This is a genomic window from Imhoffiella purpurea (assembly GCF_000585215.1).
GTDB lineage: Bacteria > Pseudomonadota > Gammaproteobacteria > Chromatiales > Chromatiaceae > Imhoffiella > Imhoffiella purpurea.
In genome coordinates, this window is record NZ_AONC01000045.1 from 65560 (window position 1) to 84342 (window position 18783).

The window sequence follows — 18783 nt, forward strand, 5'->3', positions numbered from 1 at the left end:
CAATTCAGCCCCGACGTGATCGCCGATCGCCGTATTCGCACCTCATCGCTCGCCATCTCGGCGGATCTGCTGCTGGTCGGCATCAAGCTCCTGACCGCCTGGGTCACGGGCAGCGCGGCGCTGTTGGCCGATGCCTATCACTCCATCACCGACCTGGCCGTCTCCCTGATGCTGCTGCTGGGGCTCGTGACCCGCAACGCCCAGGAACGCAAGGGCAGCGCGGCGGCCATCGAACGCGCCTACCGCTTCGAGGCGGTGCTTGCGATCCTGGTGGCCGGGCTCATCCTGCTCTTTCCAGTGCAGATCCTACGCGACCTCATGGGGCGATCGCCGGATCAGCTCCAGCATGTCTGGGTCGGCATCCTGGGGGTGCTGGTCTGCATCGTCATCGCCCATCTCATGTCCCGGCTCAAGTCCATGGTCGGCCGCGACACGGACTCGCCCGCCCTGGAGGCCGACGGCTCGCACAGCCGCATGGACGTCTTCTCCTCGGTCGCCGTGCTCGTCTCGCTGATCGGATCCATGATCGGCGTCTATCTCGACGAGATCGTGGCCATCGTCATCGCGCTCATGGTCGTGGGGCTGGGTCTCGAGCTCCTGGTCGGCGGCATTCGCAGCCTGGCCAAGGGGCAGGCGCTCGAACAGCGGCCGCTGTTCGAGGAATTGGCCGGGAGGCTGGGGATCGGGCGTCTGAGCGGGTTCGTGCTCCCGGCCTGGCGATCCGCTCGGCGGCTCTATCGCCGAACCAGCAAGCCGCTGCTCGTCGTCCTGGCACTGCTGGTCTATGCGGCGAGCGGCCTTCGTCAGGTCCCCTACGGTCACACGGGGACGCGTCAGATCCTCTACCAGACCCGAGAGCTGGGTCTGGAGCCGGGGCTGCACTATGCGCCGCCCTGGCCGTTCGGATCTGGGATTCGAGCTATCTCCACTCGGTCCCCCTGGGCGCCCAGGGATCGCAAGCGGAGCAGGGGCTCTGGCGCCAGGTCAATCTGATGTCGCGCGAGACCGGGGACGCAGCGTTCTTGGTCGCGACGGGCGACGAGAACCTCGTGCAGGTGCGTGCCGCGCTCCAGTATCGGGTTCCCTATGGGGTCCGAATGCAGGTCCGGGAGGCGGACATCGAGCGCATGATGGCCCATGTCGCCGAGCTGGCGCTCACCGAACGGATCTCCAGCCGGCGCCTGCCGGATCTGCTGGACCAGGATCTGGACGATCTGGCCGCGGGCGCGGCCGACAGGGTCCGGATCGAGCTTCGCGATCTGGGTCTGGACCCGGTCGTCGTCGGATTGCAGATCCTCTCGATCCAGCCACCTCCGCGCGTGGTCGATGCTTATCGCGACGTCTTCGACGCGCTCCAGGACAAGCAGACGCTCGAACTGGGTGCCGAGGCGCGGCGTGCGGCCGCGCTGGCCGACGCCCATGCCGAGGGCGTCGCCACCGATGCGACGGCGCGCGCCGAGGCCATCGAGAAACGCCTCGCGGCCGAGGGCGATGCCGCCCATTTCGCCGCGCTCACCCAGGTCTACCGCAGCCACCCCGAGGTCGTCCGCTTCAACCGCTATCTGGATGTCGTCACCGAGCGTCTGGCCGGCCGCGAGATCATCGTCACCGATGCCGCGCTGGATCCGGGAGACAGACGTCTCTGGGGCCAGGGACTCATCGGCATAGAAGCGCCGGATCCGGCGGCGCGCAGGAGGACACGACCGTGAAACGCCCCCTTTGGATCCTTGGCGCACTGATCCTGTCGGGCTATCTGCTCGTCACCTCCGTCTTTCCGGTGCAGGAGACGGAGATCGCCGTCGTCACCCAGTTCGGCAAGCCGGTGCGCACCATCCGCGAGGCCGGGCTCGCGTTCAAGCTGCCCGCGCCCATCCAGACCCGGACCATGCTCGACAAGCGTCTGCAGATGCTCGTCCTGGAGCCGGGCGAATTCGTCACCCGGGATCGGCGCAACCTGGTCGTCGCCGCCTTCGCCGCTTGGCGCATCGGCGACGCCGGGGCCTTCCTGCAGAGCGTGCGCGACCGCGAGACGGCTCGGATCCGGTTGCGCGATCTGGTCAACGCCAGCATGGGGGCCGCCATCGGCAGCTTCCCGCTCAGCGACATCTTCGCCGTCGAGACATCCTCGCTCGGCTTGCCGCGGATCTTCGAAAGCGTGACCGAGCAGACCCACGAGATGGCGCTGCGCGAGTTCGGGATCGAGGTCGTGGCCGTGCGGCCGAGCCGCTTCGGCTTTCCCAGGCAGAATCTGCGCGCCATCTATCAGCGCATGATCTCGGAGCAGGAGCGTCTGGCCACCCAGTATCGTGCCGAGGGCAAGGAGGCCGCCTCCAACATCGCCGCCGGGACCGAGCGCGAGACCCGCGAGCTGCTGGCCCGCGCCTATCGCGAGAGCCAGACCGTCAAGGGCAAGGGCGAGGCCGAGGCGGCGCGGATCTATGCCGAGGCCTTCGAGACTGATGCCGACTATTACCGGCTCACCCGGACCCTGGATGCCTATCGGAAGATCCTCGGCGAGGGCACGACCTTCGTCCTCTCCACCGACACCCCCATCTTCGAGCAGCTCCTGACGCCGCCCCGGGCGGCCGAGAGCCCGTGAAGCTCTCGGAGGACATCGCCCGCGTCCTGAACGCGAGCCGGGTCTTCCTCTGGGTACTGCTCCTGCTGGTGCTTCCGGGGATCTATCTGGCGAGCGGCTTCTACTCGGTCGGCCCGGAGCAGCGCGGCGTGCTCTACCGCTTCGGGCGCATGCTCGACGATAGGGTCCTGCCCGGCATGCACTATCGTTTGCCCTGGCCGATCGAGCGGGTCGAGCGTCTGGCGACCACGGCCGTGCGCTCGATCGAGCTGGACCTGTCCGAGGGTGCGGGCGAGCGGCTCCAGGGCGAGCTGACCAGCGGCGATCTGGGGCTGGCCGCCGTCGCACTGGTGCTCCAGTACACCATCGAGGGACCGGGCGATTTCCAGACCCGGGTCCTGGAGCCCGAGTCGCTGCTGCGTCAGCTGACCCGCGCCGAGGCCATCCAGTACGTCGCCGGACAACGGATCGACACCCTGCTCACCACCGGACGCAATCGGCTCCAGTCGAGCCCGCGCCAGACCCTCCAGGCCCAGGTGCGCGTCCTGCGGCTGGGCATCAACGTCACCTCGGTGCAGATCAAGCGGCTCGAGCCGGCCGAACCGGTCAAGCGGGCCTTCGACGAGGTGGCCGCCGCGCGCGCCGAGAAACAGAAGCTGATCCAGATGGAGCGCGGCGAGCGCAGCTCCCGGCTCGCCCGCGCCCGGGGCGATGCCAACCAGACCCTGCAGCGGGCACAGGCCTACGCCAGCGAGCGACTGGAGCAGGCCCGGGGCGACTATGCCCATTTCACGACCACCTGGCGGGAATATCGCCGGTCGCCGGACATCATGGGCCGGCGGCTCTATCTGGAGACGTTGGAGACCGTGCTCGGCAGGGCGCGGGTCACGGTCGCCAGCCCCTCTCGCGTCCAGCCGCCGGAGTCTTCGAGCCCGCGGCATCCCTGACCCGAGCCGGCCGCGCCTATCGGCCGTCCACGCAGCGCTCGACCACCGCCGAGCACCGCTTGATGCTGCCGAATCCCCAGCCTGCGCGATTGTCGCTCGCGATCGCGACGATGCGTCCATCCCGCACCCGGATGTCGAAGACGCAGGCCGTGGCATCGCGATCGGGATCCGGGGCGGGATCGGACAGCAGCCGTCCCTCGGCATTGCGCGACTGGGCCGACGAGTAGCGGTACAGACGTGTCGAGGAGGTGCCGGGCACCTCGCGGATCTCCAATGGCTCTCCGATGCAGTGCGCCAATATGTCGGCATCCTCGCCGATCAGCGCCTGTTCGGCCGTGTGCAGGGTCTTCAGGTGGGGGGCGCCGCAGCCGGCGAGCGCCAGCGCGGGAAGTGCGGCGAGCAGGGCGTGTTCGGTACGCATGGTTTCTCTCCTCGGGTGGATCCTTTCCGGTGTTCAGGCGGTGGCCGTGCGCAGCCGGCCGCTCAGGCGCAGACCGTCGCGCAGGCTCATGCCGAGCAGGGCGATGTTGACGGCCCCGGCGATCAGTTCGAGTGCCTGGACCCCGTAGAAGACCGTGTCGAGCGTTCCCGACTGGGCCTTGAAGGACAGCAGGAAGGCGCAGGGGACCAGGATCAGCAGACCGTTCGCGGCGATGAGCGGCATGCGTCGGCGCTTGGCGGCGACCAGTCCCCCGGAGCGGTCGCGCGCGATCGCGAAGCCCGATCCGCCGACCGCCGCGAGGGCCGGAACCAGGATCACCAGACCCCAGGGGATGGCGGTCTTGACCGCGACGATGGCGGCCGTGTCGCCGAGCGTCTCGGCCAGGACCGTGGCGATCCAGAAGGTCAGGATGGTCAGTAGCGCGATCGCGCCGGCGATGGGATGGATGCGTTTGGGCATGGGATATCTCCGTCTCGAATAAAACATAGCGTGCTATATAACATTGCATATCAAGCTATGCAAGTGGTACCAAGACGGGATTCGAGCGTTGGGATGCGTCGATCGCATCCTTCTTGCCTGCGACGGACGGCTTCAGTCGAGACGAATCAGATGACCTTCAATAAAGACGAGTCGGCGGGCTATCTCGCCAATCACCTGGCGCGCCTGTTCGCGCGCGACCTTCAGGCGCGGATCAAGCCGCTGGGATTGAGCACCGGGACCTTTCCGGCCCTGCTGGTGCTGTGGGAGAACGACGGTCTGACCCAGCGCGAGCTGATCGAGCGTCTGGACATCGAGCAGCCGACCATGGCCAACACGTTGACGCGCATGGAGCGCGACGGTCTGATTCGGCGTTGCAAGGATCCGGCCGACGGGCGGGTACAGCGCATCTGGCTGACGGATGAGGCGCGCGCGCTCGAAGGTCTGGCAACGGCGGCGGCCGAGGCGGTGAACGCCGACGCGCTGGCGGGGCTCGGGGACGAGGAGCGAGCGGCCTTCCAGGCGACGATGCGCCGGATCATCGCCACCCTGCAGGCGTCCGCCGACGATCGGGACACCCCGGCCAGGGGCCGTACCGAATCCCTATGATTCGGGATGAAGCGGGCCGCGCCTTCACGGAATCGCGTGAGCCGTCCGTCAGATGACGCTGGTCTCGATGCCACCGAGAGGCTCGACCCATCGCCGGGAGTCATTCCGGGAGGCGGTCGAGAGAACGGGATACGGGTCCAGAGTCGGGCGAGAATAGGCTATCCTCCTGATCGCCGTTGGGGATCGCTTGTCCTGGTTTCAAGCGCCTCCTCGGCTTCCGGCCCGGTTGCGAGCCAACTCATTCCCCGAGCGGTCGTGGCGGTTCAGGCTCCATTGTTCGATGAAAATTCATAAAATTAGAAGACTCTAAAATTTGCCCGAACCGTGTTAACATCCGCGAGATTTTGTAGCGAGGAATCAATCATATGTCCACCGCAGAGAATGCATCCGCCGACGCCAAGTCGGCCTCCGGAGGCGTGCGGCCGCAAGGCGGCTCGCTCGTGCTGCTGACCTTCATCCTGGCCATCGTCTTCGTCGGCTCCACCCTCGTCGGCCACGCCCCCTGGAAGCTGCACGAGGTGCAGAACCTGGAGATCGTGCAGTCGATGGCCGACAGCGGCGATCTGGTGGTGCCCATGCAGGCCGGCCAGCCCGCCCTGGACACGCCGCCGCTCTATCCCTTGACCGCCGTCGAGCTGGTGACGGTCGAGCGCCTGGCCCAATACGTTCCGCAGACCGATGCGGCCCGGGTCGCCTCCGGGCTCTATCTGGCGATCACCCTGGTGTTCGCCGGTCTGCTGGGTCGGCTGACCTGGCAGCCCGCCGTGAGCAAGGGCGTCGGCCCGGCCGGGGCCATGACGGTTCTGCTCCTGCTCGGCACGCTCGGCATGGTCTGGTTCGGACACGATGCGATTGCGGACAGCGCCCTGATCGCCGGTGCCACCATGGGGCTCTACGGTCTGCTGCGTCTGCCCAAGTCCGTCTTCTGGGGCGGGCTCTGGTTCGGAACCGGCGCCGGTATCGCCTTCATGGCCAAGGGGCTCCTGGGTCCGGCGATCCTCGGCATCACGGCCGTGGCCATGCCCTTCCTCGCCACCTGGGGCGGACTCGGGCGTCAGATCCGCGGACTGATCCTGGGGCTCCTGTTCGCCGCGCCCTGGTTCCTGGTCTGGCCCTGGCTGCTGCACGAGCGCGATCCCCAGCTCTTCGACCAGTGGCTGTGGGGCAACACGCTCGATCCCTATCTGAACAACCTCGCGCTCGGAACCCCAGAGGAGAACCTCGAGTGGCTCTGGACCGCGCTGGTGATGGCCTTCCCGGCCTGGCTGCTCGCGCCTCTGGCACTGCTGCTGCGTCCGGGTGCCTTCTTCGGTCTCCCCGGCGTGCGTCTGGCCCTGCTGGTCTCCGTCGTCGGCTGGGCGGTCATGCTCGTCGCCGAGCCGGCCCAGCCGGTCGACGCGCTCATGCTGCTGGTGCCCCTGGCGGTGCTCGGGGCCGGTGCCGTGACCCGGATGCCCGATCTGCTGGTGATGCCCATGAAATGGGTCTCGACCCTGCTGTTCGGCCTCGTCGCCGTGGCGCTCTGGGGACTCTGGGGCTATTTCCGCTTCCAGGGCCAACTGCCCGAGATCGAACAGCTGGCCGCCTACATCCCGGCCGACTACGGCTATGCCTTCCAGCCCGGTCTCTATCTGGTCGCGGCCCTGGCCACCGTCATCTGGATCTGGATCCTGATGCGCTTCCGCTCGCCGAACCCCTCGGCGCTGCTGGCCTGGCCGGCCGGTGTCGTCATGACCTGGGCGCTGCTGGCCCTGCACCAGCCGCTGGTCGATCAGGTCATTGCCGAACGCGGCATGATCGAGGAGCCGGGTGTCGGCGAGCTCGCGCTGCGTTTCGAGAAGTCGGCCGAGGCGGCAGACGCACAATCGTCTGCGCCCGAAGCCACCTCCTCCGAGGCCGCCGCGCCGGCTGCCGAGTAGGCCGGAGCCGGGATACCTCGCTGGCGGCCCATTGGGCCACCGACCGCGAGGCACCGCTGGGGCGGACGCTGGGATGGGCCATCATCCCGCGTCCGCCTTTCGCGTTCCAGGCGGCTGGATCAGTGGCAGCTCGATACGGAATTCGGCCCCTGGATCCCGGTTGACCACCTCGACCCGTCCCTCCATGGCGAGCGTCAGACGACGCACCAGCGCCAGACCGATGCCGGTTCCCGAGATGGCTCGGCGCTTGGCCTCCTCGCCGCGATAGAAGAGCTGGAAGACCCGGGCGCGCTGGCCTCTGGGGATGCCGGGGCCGAAATCCCGCACGCTGAGACAAACCCGTCGTTCGCCGCGCGGCTCGCAGCCGATCCGGATCCGGCGCTCGCGCGACTCGGCCGAAAACTTGAGCGCGTTGTCGATCAGGTTGATGAAGATCTGGACCAATGCGTCCGGGTCGACCTGGACCCAGGCGTCCATCCCGCAGCCGATCTCGAGGGCGAAACCGGCACGCTCGACCTGGGCCGAGACCCGCTCGCGCACCGTGCGTAGCAGCTCCTCGAGTCCGACCGGCTGGATCTCCAGGACCTGGGCGTCGCGTCCGATGCGGGCGAGCTGCAGCACGTTGGCGATCAGCCGCGACAGGCGCTCGCTCTCCTCGTGGATCAGCCGGTAGTAGGTCTGCTTGCGGTGCTCGGCCGCGAATCCGGCGCTCAGCATCTCGGCGTACATGCGGATCGAGGTCAGGGGCGTCTTGAGCTCGTGACTCACCGAGGAGACGAAGTCCTGCTGCTGACGCATCAGCTCGATCTGTCCCATCCCCAGCCGGTACATGAGCCAGCCGCCGCCCACCAGCACCAAGGCCAGTGCCGTCGCCATCCAGCCGATGACCGCCGCGCCGGGGGGATCGGGCAGCCGGGTGACGCTGAAGACGAGCTCGAGCCCGCCGAATGGCTCCTGCATGCGCGTGCGGTAGAGCAGGGTGCCGCTGAGCGCCGGCTGGCCGCTGCCGGATTGGCGGCCCGGGGTCGCATGGAAGCGGGTCAGCAGGGCTCCGCGATAGCCCAGCGCCAGATCGCTGGTGCGCGCCAATGCCGTTGCCTCGAAGGCATCGCCGACGACGCGCTCGAGAAAGGCGCGCTGCTCGATGAGGGCACCCTGGATGATCCGCTCTCCGTTGCGCCAGACGCTGCGGAACAGCAGGAAATGACCGCTGTCGAGGCGACCCACCTCCATGGGCTCGATGGCCGTGTCGAAGAGCTGTACGGGCTGGGCGCCGGACGTCTCTTCGCTCTGCATTCGGGATTTCTCGGGCATGGGCGGTGCGGGGCCGGGCCGCGCGAACTCGAGTTCCGCCCCGATCTCGTCCGCCAGTCTCTCGGGTATCCTGCTCTTGGGTTTCTCCAGCCCCTCGAGGGTGGTGGCCGTCTGCTTCTCGATTTTCTGCGCGATCGCTGCCGCCGGGGCTTCGTCCTCGGCAGCGAGGCGCTCGAATGCCGCCTGGGAGAGTTTCTTGTTGAGCGTGCCGGGTACCGCCGGCGGAGCCGAACGCTGCATGGAATAGGACTGGGCTTCGTCATAGCCGGCGGAGCCGGAGACCTGGGCGCGGCTGCGGGTGGTCTCGGACGGCGAGACGATGACGGGATCGGGCACGGGCGCGTCGAGCTCGCGCGCCCCGCGCTCCACCAGTCTGTTGCCGATCAGGATGCCCTCGATCCGCTGTGCCTGCGCCTGGCGCAGTGCCAGCTCGGAGGGATCGATCCCGAACTCGGACGGCGGCAGGTCCGGCTCCGGGACGATCGGCGAGCTGAAACGGCCGTCGGCGCGGACCTGGAACCAGCCGATGAGCCCGGGGATACCCTGGCTGGCGGAGAGGTCGGACAGGGGCGATCGGCGCCGATAGCCGCGCCCGGCATCCCCGGAGGCGAAGCCGTAGTCGTCGATGCCGCGCGCGTCCTCCTGGCGCACCAGATCGGCGAGCCGGTCGTCGACCCGCGCGGCGAAGGCTTCGGCGGCGATCTGCTGCTGACGGAAGGACTCCCATTTGATCTGGTCGTAGGCCTTGTCGACCAGCAGCAGGCTGGGGACCGCCAGCGCCAGTATGAAGGAGACGATCCCGAGCCGGAGCCGGGTCCGGGCGCTCGCCGTTTCGAGACCCTTCATTCGACCAGGCGGTAGCCGACGCCGCGCACCGTGACCAGGCGGATCGGATCGCTCGGGTCCGGCTCGACCTTGCGGCGCAGCTTGGCGATATGGATGTCCACGGTGCGGGTCTCCAGTCCGCAGTCCCGCGCATATCCCCAGACCTTGTTGAGCAGCTCCTCGCGCGAGACCGCGCGTCCGCGGTGCGCGGCCAGATAGTCGAGGATATCCATCTCGCGGCGGGTGAAGACGAGTTCCTCGTCGCCGCGCCGGCCGCAGAGCGACTGGCTGTCCAGTTCGAGGTCGCCGATGCGGATGACGGGGGTCGTCTCTTCGCGTCCCTGGGCGCGGCGGAGGACGGCCTGAACCCGCAGCACCAGCTCGGTGACCGAGAAGGGCTTGGAGACATAGTCGTCCGCGCCGAGCCGCAGGCCCTGGATGATGTCGGCGTCTGCACCGCGGGCGGTGAGCATGATGATGGGCTGGACGCGATCGACCGCCCGGATGCGGTCGCAGATGGCGAAGCCGTCGAGCCCGGGCAGCATGATGTCGAGCAGCACCATGTCGAAGGTGCCGGTCAGTGCCATGGCGAGTCCGCCGGGTCCGTCCGGGGCGGTCTCGACCTCGAATCCGTGATAGACGAAGAGATCCTCCAGTCCGATCCGGATGGCCTCCTTGTCCTCGACGATCAGGATGCGCTGCTTGTCTTGGCTCTTCATGTGGCGATCTGGATCCATGCCGCGCTCCCCGGCGGGGGAAGCCGGGCGCGCTTCGTTTGGCCGAGTGTGTCGTTCAGCCGTGAAGGCTAGCACCCCGGGCTCCCGGGCGCGGGTAAATTCGATGTAAATCGCCGCCGGCGATTTTTACCAATCCCTGCCTGGGGTTCGGTCACTGTCCTCCATAGACTCGAGTCACTGACAGACGAACGACTTCGGGAGGTTCGATGATGACCATCATGTTGCGGATGACGCGGCTGTTGCGCGCGGATATCAATGCCTTGCTCGACCGCTTCGAGGCGCCGGATCTCATCCTGTCCCAGGTCTTGAGCGATATGGAACAGGCGCTGGATCGGGATCGCCAGGAGATGGCGCGGCTCGAGCGCGGTCGCGGACGGCTCGCCGAGCGCCTGGTCGAACTGGAGCGCCTCGTCCAGGACGAGGCGGCGGCGCTGGAGGACTGTCTCGACGCCGGACAGGAGGATCTGGCGCGTTCGGTGATCCGGCGCCGACTGGAGAACGCCCGCCGGCTCGACGCGGCGAGGCGTGATGCCGCCCGTCTCGACGCGGGCCGCTCCGAGCTGGAACGCCGCATCGGGGGCAGGTCGGAACGGCTCGAGGCGCTGCGCGCCCAGGCCGAGCTACACGAAGCGGTCCAATCTCGCGATCCGGAGGATCCGGCAGAGACCGATCCCGATACGGCCTGCGCGGTGCGCGACGCCGAGATCGAGGTGGCCCTGCTGCGCGCGAAGCGTGCGCGGGGGGCGCGGTCATGAAGAAGGTCCCGAGCTTCGCCGAAGGGGTTCTGGTCGCCTTTCTGGCCGCCGCCATGGGGGCGGTCATGTTCGGTGGCGCGACCCTTATGGTTCCGGCCGAGGTCGCCGCGGCCTGGGTTCTCATGGCCCTCGGGCTCGGCTATGTCCTCTATCTGGTCGGTCGGGCGCATCCCTCGGCGGGGCGTTCATCCATGCTGCTGCTCTGGCTGATCGTCACCGGGGCGGTCTGGTCCCTGAGCTCGGATCTTCGCATCCTGGCGGTCTCGCAGCTCATGGGGCTGTGGCTGGTGCGCTCGCTCTGTTTCCAGTGCGGTCCGATCGCCGCGCTCATGGATCTCGGCCTGATGCTGATCGGCGCGCTGGCGGCACTCTGGGTCACGATGCGGACCGGCAGTCCCTTCCTCGCCATCTGGACCCTGTTCCTGGTTCAGGCGCTCTTCGTCTCCATCCCGCCGCTCACCAAACAGAACCCTTCCTCCGCAAGCCATTCGGCGGACTTCGATCGCGCCGAGCGGACCGCCGAGCGCGCGCTGCGCCGTCTGTCCCGGTCCGAATGAAGCTCGGGACGCGCTCTTCTCAGTCGACACATCCAGGTTTACACCATGAATACCCAGACCAAGACATCCCATCTCAAGACCGGGCTGCTGGCTGCTGGCCTGTTCGGGCTGACCGCCGCCGTCGTCCTCAACGATACGACGCTCATGTCCGCAGAACCGGTCGCGCCCGTCGCGCCGGGACCGAGCGTCTCGCAGGGATCGCCCGCCGCCGCCCGGTCGCCGGTCATCGAGGTCGTCTTCGTGCTGGATACCACCGGCAGCATGAGCGGTCTCATCCAGGCCGCCAAGGACAAGATCTGGTCGATCGCCACCAGCATGGCATCGGCCCAGCCGGCCCCCGAGATCCGCATGGGGCTGGTCGCCTACCGCGACCGGGGCGACGACTATGTGACGCGGGTGGTGGACCTGTCCTCGGATCTGGATGCCATTCAGGCCCAGCTGATGCAGTTCCAGGCCCAGGGTGGCGGCGACGGACCCGAGAGCGTCAACCAGGCGCTGCGCGACGCGCTGCATCGGATCGGCTGGAGCCGGGACCCGAACGTCTATCGCGTCATCTTCCTGGTTGGGGATGCCGAGGCGCACATGGACTATCCGAACGAGGTGCCCTATCCGCAGACCTTGAAGGAGGCGGGCATCCAGGGGATCCGGATCAATGCGATCCAATGCGGCGACATCGACTCGACGCGCCGCCAGTGGCGGGAGATCGCCCAGCTGGGCAACGGCAGCTATTTCCAGGTCGGTCAGTCCGGCAGCGCCGTGGCCATCGCCACGCCCTTCGACGCGCGGCTCGCCGAGCTGGCGGCGGATATGGACGAGACCAGACTCTACTACGGCGCACCCGAGGAGCGCGCGCTCAAACGCGAGAAGCTGGCCAAGACCAAGGAGGTCCAGGCCGCGGCCTCTCCGGCCAGCCGGGCGCGGCGGGCCGAGTTCGCCTCGACCGAGAGCGGCGCCGCCAGCCTGCTCGGCGACAAGGAGCTGGTCGAGGAGATCTCCAAAGGCCGAGTGGCGCTCGATGATCTGCCGGCCGAACAGCTGCCCGAGCCGCTCAAGGAGCTGACGGCCGATCAGCGGCGCGATCTGATCGATCAACGGGCGGCCAAGCGAGAGGCGCTGCGTCGAGAGATCCAGGCGCTCTCGGCCGAGCGCGCGACCTACCTGAAGGAGAAGCTCGCCGAGTCCGGCGGCGCCGAGGCGTCGCTCGACAACAAGATCTTCGGCGCCGTGCGCAAACAGGCGGCCGACGTGGGGCTCGAATACGACGCCGCCGCACCGGCCTATTGAGGGTCGCGTCCATACCGATCGGTGAACGCGTCCCCTCGGTGGGCCATCCGCGATCTCCCGTAACGCGGATGGCCCATCATCTTGACCCGGAACGGATGCAACGCGATAGTGCCGCCGCCAGCCAGCTGGCCGCCATTCCAACCAACCGGGTCTGTACCATGTCGACATCCATCCAAGAGAGCGTCTCTCTGGCCCTCGGCAGCGGGGGTGCGCGCGGGCTCGCCCATATCGGGATCATCGAGTGTCTGATCGATCAGGGCTACCGCATCGCCTCCATCAGCGGGGCCTCGATGGGCTCCCTGATCGGAGGCATCTATGCCGCCGGCGAGCTGGACGCCTACAAGCGCTGGGTCTGCTCGCTGGGCCGCACGGACGTGCTGCGCTTTCTCGATTTCGCCTTCAGCGGCGACGGGCTGCTCAAGGGCGATCGCATCATGGATAGACTGCGCGAGATGGTCGGCGAGCGACAGATCGAGGATCTGCCGGTCACCTTCACGGCGGTTGCGACCGATATCGAGCGTCAGCGCGAGGTGTGGATCTCGGAAGGTCCGCTGTTCGACGCGGTGCGGGCCTCGATCGCCGTGCCCGGCATCTTCACCCCCTATGAATACCAGGGCATGACCCTGGTGGACGGCGGTCTGCTCAACCCGGTCCCCATCGCGCCGACCTTCCGCGACTTCACCGACCTCACCATCGCGGTGAATCTCAATGCCAAGACGCCCCAGTCCAGGCGCACCGATACGCTCCCTGCCTCCAAGCGGCGCGAGCCGGAGGCGGACCAGGGCTATCAGGCGCGGATACGCCAATTTCTCGACACCATCGGCTCGAACCTGGTGGGGTCCGGAGACCAGCGATTCGGGGTCTTCGAGCTGACGACGCGCTCGTTCGAAACCATGCAGAACGCCATCGCGGCGACCAAGATCGCGGCCTATCGGCCGGACGTCATCATCGACGTGCCGCGCGACGCCTCCGCCGCGCACGAATTCCATCGTGCACGCGAGCTGATCGAGCTTGGATATGCGCTCGCGGAATCGGCGATGGAGCCCCGCCGAGCGGGTGCTGCTCTAGGAAGCTGTCCGACTCATGCCTTGTAATCGTCCTTGTTCAGACCATGCTTCTGCATCTTGTCGTAGAGCGTCTTGCGCGGGATGCCGAGGGCGGACATGGTGTCCTTGATGCTGCCCTTGCTGAAGGCGAGCGCCTGGACGATGAGGCTCCGCTCGAAACATTCGACCTGCTCGGGCAGGGTTCGCGGCGATCCGGCCATGGGTCCCGCGAGCAGATCCGCCAGCGACCAGTCGAACTGCTCGCCGAGCAGGACGTAGCGCTCGGTGAGGTTGCGCAGCTCGCGCACGTTCCCCGGCCAATCGTAGCCGAGCAGCCGGCTCACCTCGCCCTGGGCGGGGAAGGGAGCGGTGCGCTGGAAACGATCCTGGGCGACCAGCAGGAAGTGATGAAAGAGCAGCGGGATGTCGTCGCGGCGGTCGCGCAGGGGCGGGATGTGGAGCGTGACCACGTTGAGCCGGTAGTAGAGGTCCTCGCGGAAGTTGCCCTGATTGGCCGCTTCGCGCAGATCCATCTTGGTGGCTGCTACTACCCTGAAATCCACCGGGATCAGCTGGTTGGAGCCGAGTCGCTCGATGGCGCGTTCCTGCAGTACCCGTAGCAGCTGCACCTGGGCGGAGGTGGGCATGCTCTCGATCTCGTCGAGGAAGAGCGTGCCGCCGTGGGCGTGCTCGAACTTGCCGATGCGTCTCGACTTGGCGCCGGTGAAGGCGCCCGCCTCGTGGCCGAAGAGTTCGCTCTCGATCATGGTGTCCGGCACGGCGCCGCAGTTGACGGCGACGAAATTGCGGTCGCGGCGCCCGCTGTGCTCGTGCAGCGAGCGCGCCACCAGCTCCTTGCCGGTCCCCGTCTCGCCGAGGATGAGTACGTCTGCGCCCGTGTCGGCAATGCGGGCGATGGTCGCGCGCAACCGCAGCATCTCCGGGCTGTGGCCGATGATGCGCGGCCCCAGGGCCGTGTTGGCCATGAGTTCGACGCGCAGGTTGCGGTTCTCCATCACCAGCGCGCGCTTCTCGAGGGCGCGCTGCGCGGTGTCGATCAGACGCTCGGCCGGATAGGGCTTCTCGATGAAGTCGTAGGCGCCGGCGCGCATCGCCTTGACCGCCGTGCTTACGTCTCCGTGGCCGGTGATGAGGATGACCGGGATGTCTCTGTCGATCGCATGGGCCTGGGCCAGCAGCTCGAGACCGTCCATGCCGGGCAGGCGGATGTCGGTGATGAGCACGCCCGGCCAGTCGCGCGTCAGCAGCGGCAGGACGGACTCGGCTCGGTCGAAGGTCTGGGCGGAGAGTCCGGCCAGATCGAGCGTCTGACGGTTGGCCGCGCGGATGTGCTGCTCGTCGTCGACGAAGAGGATGGATGGACTCTCGTTCATGTCGGATGCGCCGGTTGGATGAGGGCCGCCGGAAGACGGAGCTCGAAGCAGGCGCCCGTTTCGCAGGGCACGGCCGTGAGCGAGCCGCCCATCTCGGTGGCGATGTGCGACGAGATCGCGAGCCCCAGACCCAGACCCTCGCCGGCGGCCTTGGTGGTGAAGAAGGGCTCGAAGATGAGGGCGAGGTCGGATTCGGGGATGCCGGGGCCCGTGTCCTCGACCCGCGTCACCACCAGTGAGCCGGTTCGGCGCGCGCCGATGCGGATGCGTCGCTCCGGGCGGCCGTCGATCGCTTGGCAGGCGTTGCCGAGCAGGTTGACCAGGACCTGCTGCAGCAGCACATCGTTGGCCCGGACGGCCAGCTCGGCCGGCACCTCCAGCGCCAATTCGCCGTGGCAGCGGGCGAGGATGGGCGCGGCGATGCGCGCGGCGCCCTCGACGACCGGTCCCAGTGGCAGGGCGGCCAGTTCGCCCGAGGTCTTGCGGGCGAACAGCTTGAGCTGGGAGCCGATCTTGGCCATGCGTTCGGTGAGCGCCAGGATCTGCTCCAGATTGAGCTCGACCTCCTGGGTGCGTCCCTTGGCCAGCAGCAGCTGGCCGTTGTCGGCATAGGTGCGGATGGCGGCGAGCGGTTGGTTGAGTTCGTGATTGATACCGGCCGACATCTGTCCCAGCGTGGCCAGCTTGGCCGACTGGATCAGCGCCTGCTGGGCCTCGCGCAGCGCCTGCTCGGCGCGCAGACGCTCGTCGATCTCGGCGAGCAGGCGCCGGTTGGTGCGGGTCAGCTCGGCGGTGCGGGTGCTGACGCGCTCCTCCAGTTCCAGATTGATGCGTTCGAGCGTCGCGCGCGCCTCTTCGGTCAGCGCGGCATGGACGCGCCGGCCGCGCTGGTGCTGGAGCAGCAGTGCGGCGATCAGGACCGCTGTCGCGACGAGCGCTGCGGCGAGCGTGGTCAGCTTGAGCGTGTCGCGGATGACCTCGCTGGTGTCCGAGAGTTCGTGCACCTGCCAGCCGGCGTCCGGCATGGGGCGGGACTGGAGCAGGAAGCGTCTGTGACCGCGTGGTCCCGTCACCTGTTGCATATGGACCAGCGCGCCTTCCGGCCGCTTCTCGAGGATCTCGATGCCCAGCGGCTCGAGCTTGGCGTCCATGTAGCGGTTGCTACTGGCGATCCGCCGATAGGTCGCGTCGTCGAGCGGAAACAAGGTGTGAAAGCGCTGCTCGGGGCGTGTCGAGACGAAGATGACGCCGTCGAGATCCGTGACCATGAAGATCCGGCCGGCTTTGGCCCAGCGGCGCTCGGCCTCGCTGATGTCGATCTTGACCACCACGGCCCCCAGGATCTCCGCTTTCTCTCGGACCGGATAGGCGAAATAGTAGCCGCGCTGCTTGGAGGTGGTGCCGAGGGCGAAGTAGCGTCCGAGCCGTCCGCCCATGGCATCGCGGAAATAGGGACGAAAGCTGAAGTTGCGTCCCACGAAGGGGCGTTCCGCCTTCCAGTTGCTGGCCGCGAGGGTGAGTCCCTCGGCGTCCATCAGATAGGTGTCGGTGGCGTCGCTGATGCGGTTGATGGTTTCGAGGTAGCGGTTGAGCGCCTCGATGCTCTCGCGTCCGCCGGGTGCGCGCAGGAACTCGATGAGGCGCGGGTTGGTGGCCAGCAGCTCCGGCAGTGGCTCGTATTTTTCGAGCAGGCCCTGAAGATGGGCCATGTAGAGATCGAGATCGGTCCGTCCCTGGTCGGCCAGGCGTTCGATCCCGTCGCGGTAGGACCAGGTGGCGAGCGCCCAGAGCCCAGCGCCCAATCCGAGCAGCAGGGCTGCCCAGAAGAGGCGGTGTCTCGATCGGATGGATCTGGGCTCGCTGCCCGCCGAGGGGTTCAGGTCAGCGCGTTTCCATCGGCGACAGACCGGCGCTGTGCCCGGCCTGTCCGGTCCAGTAGCCGTCGCAGAGCCCCGAGGGGGCCCAGTCGCGCAGCTTGGCCATGCCCTCCGCGGTGTCCATCTCTCCGTCCAGCACCTTGGCGAAGACCTCGGCGACCTCGGCGGTATGGGCCGATTGCGGGCTGATGCGCAGCAGGTCGACGCCCATGGAGCGGACCTCGTCCAGCGCCGGCAGCAGGTTGTGGGTGTTGGCCGACTGGGTCTGGATGCCGTTCAGGGTCAGGAAGGGCTGGCCGTCCTGAGTCGACACCGTCAGGCCGTCCGGATAGTCGCCGCAGCAGAACTGGCAGTCGTCCTTGGCCAGATTGCGGTTGTAGGCGGTGAAGCAGCGCGCCGAGTAGGCGAGCGGGAGACGGCCGAAGGCGAACAGCTCGCACTCGACGCCTTCCGGGCGCAGACGCAGCAGATCGGCGGCGGTCTCGCGGCCCAGCTCCACGGGCAGCACCCAGCGCGCGAGTCCACGCTCGGCCAGGAAGGCCAGGGTGCGGTGGTTGTAGAGGTTGATCGAGTGGCCGGCGACGAAGGGGCGGCCCTCGAGATAGCCGAGCGCGCCCAGGTCGTTGGCCTCGATCATGAAGCGTTCGTCGGCACAGATGCGCTGGAGCGTCTTGAGCTCGCCGTCCGATTCGATCAGTGCCAGGGTCGAGACGACCGCCTGCTTGCCGGCCGCGACGACGCGTTCGGCCAGCTCCCAATAGTCCTCGGGACGGAGCTGGCGGCGCTTGGAGCAGATGGTCTCGCCCAGATAGATGACGTCGACCGGCGACTCGATCATCTCGGCGTAGAAATCCATGACCCGCTCGCGGGGCCAGAGATAGAGGATGGAGCCGAGCGAGAGGCGGGGACGATGTGAGCTGTTACTAGAGGATGTCATAGTTCGATCAGGGTTCATCGAGGCTGATGGTGCAGCGCTGGAGGCTGGAAGCTGGAGTCTGGTCGCTTCCTCAATGCCAGGTTCGTTCGTAGGGTCCGATGGTGGTCTGGGTACCTTCGGAGACCTGGGCCAGGATCTGATTCCAGCTCTCCTTGGGACGGAACGCCTGCGGATTGCGCGTGCAGGCGTCGATGGCCTCGCGCCAGACCTTGGCGACCTGGGAGACGTAACGGGTGCTGCGCTGGCGGCCCTCGATCTTGATGGCGGTCACGCCGGCGGCCATGACGTCGGGCAGGATGTCCAGCGTATTGAGGCTGGTCGGCTCCTCGATGGCGTGACGCAGCTCGCCGTCGACGTGATAGCGGCCCTTGCAGAGGGTCGGATAGCCGGCGGCCTCGCCATGCGAGCGGCGCTCGATGAGGATGCCGCCGAGACGGGTCTCCTGCCCGGTGGCCGTGTCGCGCCATTCGACGTGCGCGGCCGGCGAACAGGCGCCGAAGGTATTGGGCGACTGGCCGGTGGCATAGGAGGACAGCAGGCAGCGCCCCTCGACCATGACGCAGAGACTGCCGAAGCCGAAGATCTCGACCGGCACGCTCGTCTCCTTGATCAGATGGGCGACCTGGGCCAGCGAGAGCACGCGCGGCACCACCACGCGCTTGATGCCGAAGTGACGCTGCATGAAGCCGATCGCCGACGGGTTGGTCGCCGAGCCCTGTACCGAGAGGTGCAGGTTGACGTTCGGATAGCGGTCGGCGGCGTAGTCGAGCACGCCCATGTCGGCCAGGATGATGGCGTCGACGCCCAGGCCGGCGGCGCGGTCGACCGCAGCGGTCCAGCGCTCCCAGCCGTTCGGCTGGGCATAGGTGTTGATGGCGACGAAGACCTTGACCCCGCGATCGTGGGCGTATTTGATGCCCTGATCGAGCTGCTTGTCGTTGAAGTTCAGACCGGCGAAATGACGTGCGTTGGTGTCGTCGCGAAAGCCGATATAGACGGCGTTGGCGCCGTTGTCGACGGCAGCCTTGAGCATCGGCAGGTTGCCGGCGGGACAAACGAGTTCCATGGTGGATGGTCTCCAGCGG

18 protein-coding genes are annotated in these 18783 nt (G+C 67.6%); 10 read left to right on the forward strand and 8 right to left on the reverse strand.

Going from position 1 to position 18783, the window contains the following annotated elements; genetic code table 11:
* Positions 1-15 precede the first annotated feature (15 nt).
* From D779_RS14815 to hflK, 4 genes are read left to right on the forward strand one after another with little or no spacing between them, the layout of a single operon-like run.
* Positions 16-993: a cation diffusion facilitator family transporter gene (locus tag D779_RS14815; protein ID WP_043755504.1), complete on the forward strand. Its 978-nt coding sequence runs from the start codon at positions 16-18 to the stop codon at positions 991-993.
* A complete protein-coding gene (locus tag D779_RS14820; RefSeq protein WP_043755506.1) occupies positions 993-1709 on the forward strand; it encodes an SPFH domain-containing protein in 717 nt (238 codons plus the stop codon). Before D779_RS14815 ends, D779_RS14820 begins: the two co-directional genes overlap by 1 nt.
* Positions 1706-2599, forward strand: coding sequence for a protease modulator HflC (gene hflC / locus D779_RS14825; protein WP_043755508.1), 894 nt, complete (start codon positions 1706-1708; stop codon positions 2597-2599). The genes D779_RS14820 and hflC overlap by 4 nt, the downstream gene beginning before the upstream one ends.
* Entirely contained in the window at positions 2596-3525 is a 930-nt protein-coding gene (gene hflK, locus D779_RS14830) for an FtsH protease activity modulator HflK (protein ID WP_043755510.1), read from the forward strand. Before hflC ends, hflK begins: the two co-directional genes overlap by 4 nt.
* 16 nt (positions 3526-3541) lie before the next feature.
* Here hflK and D779_RS14835 read toward each other — a convergent pair whose 3' ends face one another.
* Together D779_RS14835 and D779_RS14840 are read right to left on the reverse strand one after the other, a co-directional pair.
* Complete coding sequence (locus tag D779_RS14835; protein ID WP_043755512.1) at positions 3542-3946, reverse strand: hypothetical protein; 405 nt, start codon at positions 3944-3946, stop codon at positions 3542-3544.
* A gap of 33 nt (positions 3947-3979) precedes the next feature.
* Positions 3980-4426, reverse strand: coding sequence for a hypothetical protein (locus D779_RS14840; RefSeq protein ID WP_043755514.1), 447 nt, complete (start codon positions 4424-4426; stop codon positions 3980-3982).
* A gap of 150 nt (positions 4427-4576) precedes the next feature.
* On the opposite strand from D779_RS14840, the gene D779_RS14845 reads away from it, so the two are divergent.
* Together D779_RS14845 and D779_RS14850 are read left to right on the forward strand one after the other, a co-directional pair.
* Positions 4577-5053 (forward strand): MarR family winged helix-turn-helix transcriptional regulator, encoded by a 477-nt coding sequence (locus D779_RS14845; RefSeq protein WP_043755517.1) that lies wholly within the window; start codon positions 4577-4579, stop codon positions 5051-5053.
* Positions 5054-5418: 365 nt separating this feature from the next.
* Positions 5419-6972: an ArnT family glycosyltransferase gene (locus tag D779_RS14850; protein ID WP_043755520.1), complete on the forward strand. Its 1554-nt coding sequence runs from the start codon at positions 5419-5421 to the stop codon at positions 6970-6972.
* Between the two features lie 81 nt (positions 6973-7053).
* Here the strand turns inward: D779_RS14850 and D779_RS14855 are convergent, their stop codons facing one another.
* Together D779_RS14855 and D779_RS14860 are read right to left on the reverse strand one after the other, a co-directional pair.
* Positions 7054-9132, reverse strand: coding sequence for a sensor histidine kinase (locus tag D779_RS14855; protein WP_043755523.1), 2079 nt, complete (start codon positions 9130-9132; stop codon positions 7054-7056).
* Entirely contained in the window at positions 9129-9830 is a 702-nt protein-coding gene (locus D779_RS14860) for a response regulator transcription factor (RefSeq protein ID WP_043755525.1), read from the reverse strand. The genes D779_RS14855 and D779_RS14860 overlap by 4 nt, the downstream gene beginning before the upstream one ends.
* Positions 9831-10054: 224 nt before the next feature.
* Between D779_RS14860 and D779_RS21225 the strand changes: the two genes are divergently transcribed.
* The 4 genes from D779_RS21225 (at position 10055) to D779_RS14880 (ending at position 13538) form a co-directional block, all read left to right on the forward strand.
* On the forward strand, positions 10055-10603 hold the full coding sequence (locus tag D779_RS21225; protein ID WP_081763540.1) for a PspA/IM30 family protein: 549 nt from the start codon (positions 10055-10057) through the stop codon (positions 10601-10603).
* The gene (locus tag D779_RS14870) at positions 10600-11160 is read left to right on the forward strand and encodes a hypothetical protein (RefSeq protein WP_043755527.1); all 561 of its coding nucleotides are present in this window, start codon (positions 10600-10602) and stop codon (positions 11158-11160) included. The genes D779_RS21225 and D779_RS14870 overlap by 4 nt, the downstream gene beginning before the upstream one ends.
* Positions 11161-11205: 45 nt before the next feature.
* Positions 11206-12444: a vWA domain-containing protein gene (locus tag D779_RS14875; protein WP_043755529.1), complete on the forward strand. Its 1239-nt coding sequence runs from the start codon at positions 11206-11208 to the stop codon at positions 12442-12444.
* A 158-nt stretch (positions 12445-12602) separates the two neighbouring features.
* The gene (locus tag D779_RS14880) at positions 12603-13538 is read left to right on the forward strand and encodes a patatin-like phospholipase family protein (protein WP_052348167.1); all 936 of its coding nucleotides are present in this window, start codon (positions 12603-12605) and stop codon (positions 13536-13538) included.
* Here D779_RS14880 and D779_RS14885 read toward each other — a convergent pair.
* The 4 genes from D779_RS14885 to ubiU all read right to left on the reverse strand — a co-directional run bounded on the left by D779_RS14885 (position 13526) and on the right by ubiU (position 18764).
* Positions 13526-14884, reverse strand: coding sequence for a sigma-54-dependent transcriptional regulator (locus D779_RS14885; RefSeq protein ID WP_043755532.1), 1359 nt, complete (start codon positions 14882-14884; stop codon positions 13526-13528). The genes D779_RS14880 and D779_RS14885 overlap by 13 nt on opposite strands.
* Positions 14881-16686, reverse strand: a complete 1806-nt coding sequence (locus tag D779_RS14890) for a sensor histidine kinase (RefSeq protein ID WP_043755534.1) — start codon at positions 16684-16686, stop codon at positions 14881-14883. The genes D779_RS14885 and D779_RS14890 overlap by 4 nt, the downstream gene beginning before the upstream one ends.
* A 79-nt stretch (positions 16687-16765) precedes the next feature.
* A complete protein-coding gene (ubiV, locus tag D779_RS14895; RefSeq protein ID WP_043755536.1) occupies positions 16766-17698 on the reverse strand; it encodes a ubiquinone anaerobic biosynthesis protein UbiV in 933 nt (310 codons plus the stop codon).
* A gap of 70 nt (positions 17699-17768) precedes the next feature.
* On the reverse strand, positions 17769-18764 hold the full coding sequence (ubiU, locus tag D779_RS14900) for a ubiquinone anaerobic biosynthesis protein UbiU (RefSeq protein WP_043755538.1): 996 nt from the start codon (positions 18762-18764) through the stop codon (positions 17769-17771).
* Positions 18765-18783 lie beyond the last annotated feature (19 nt).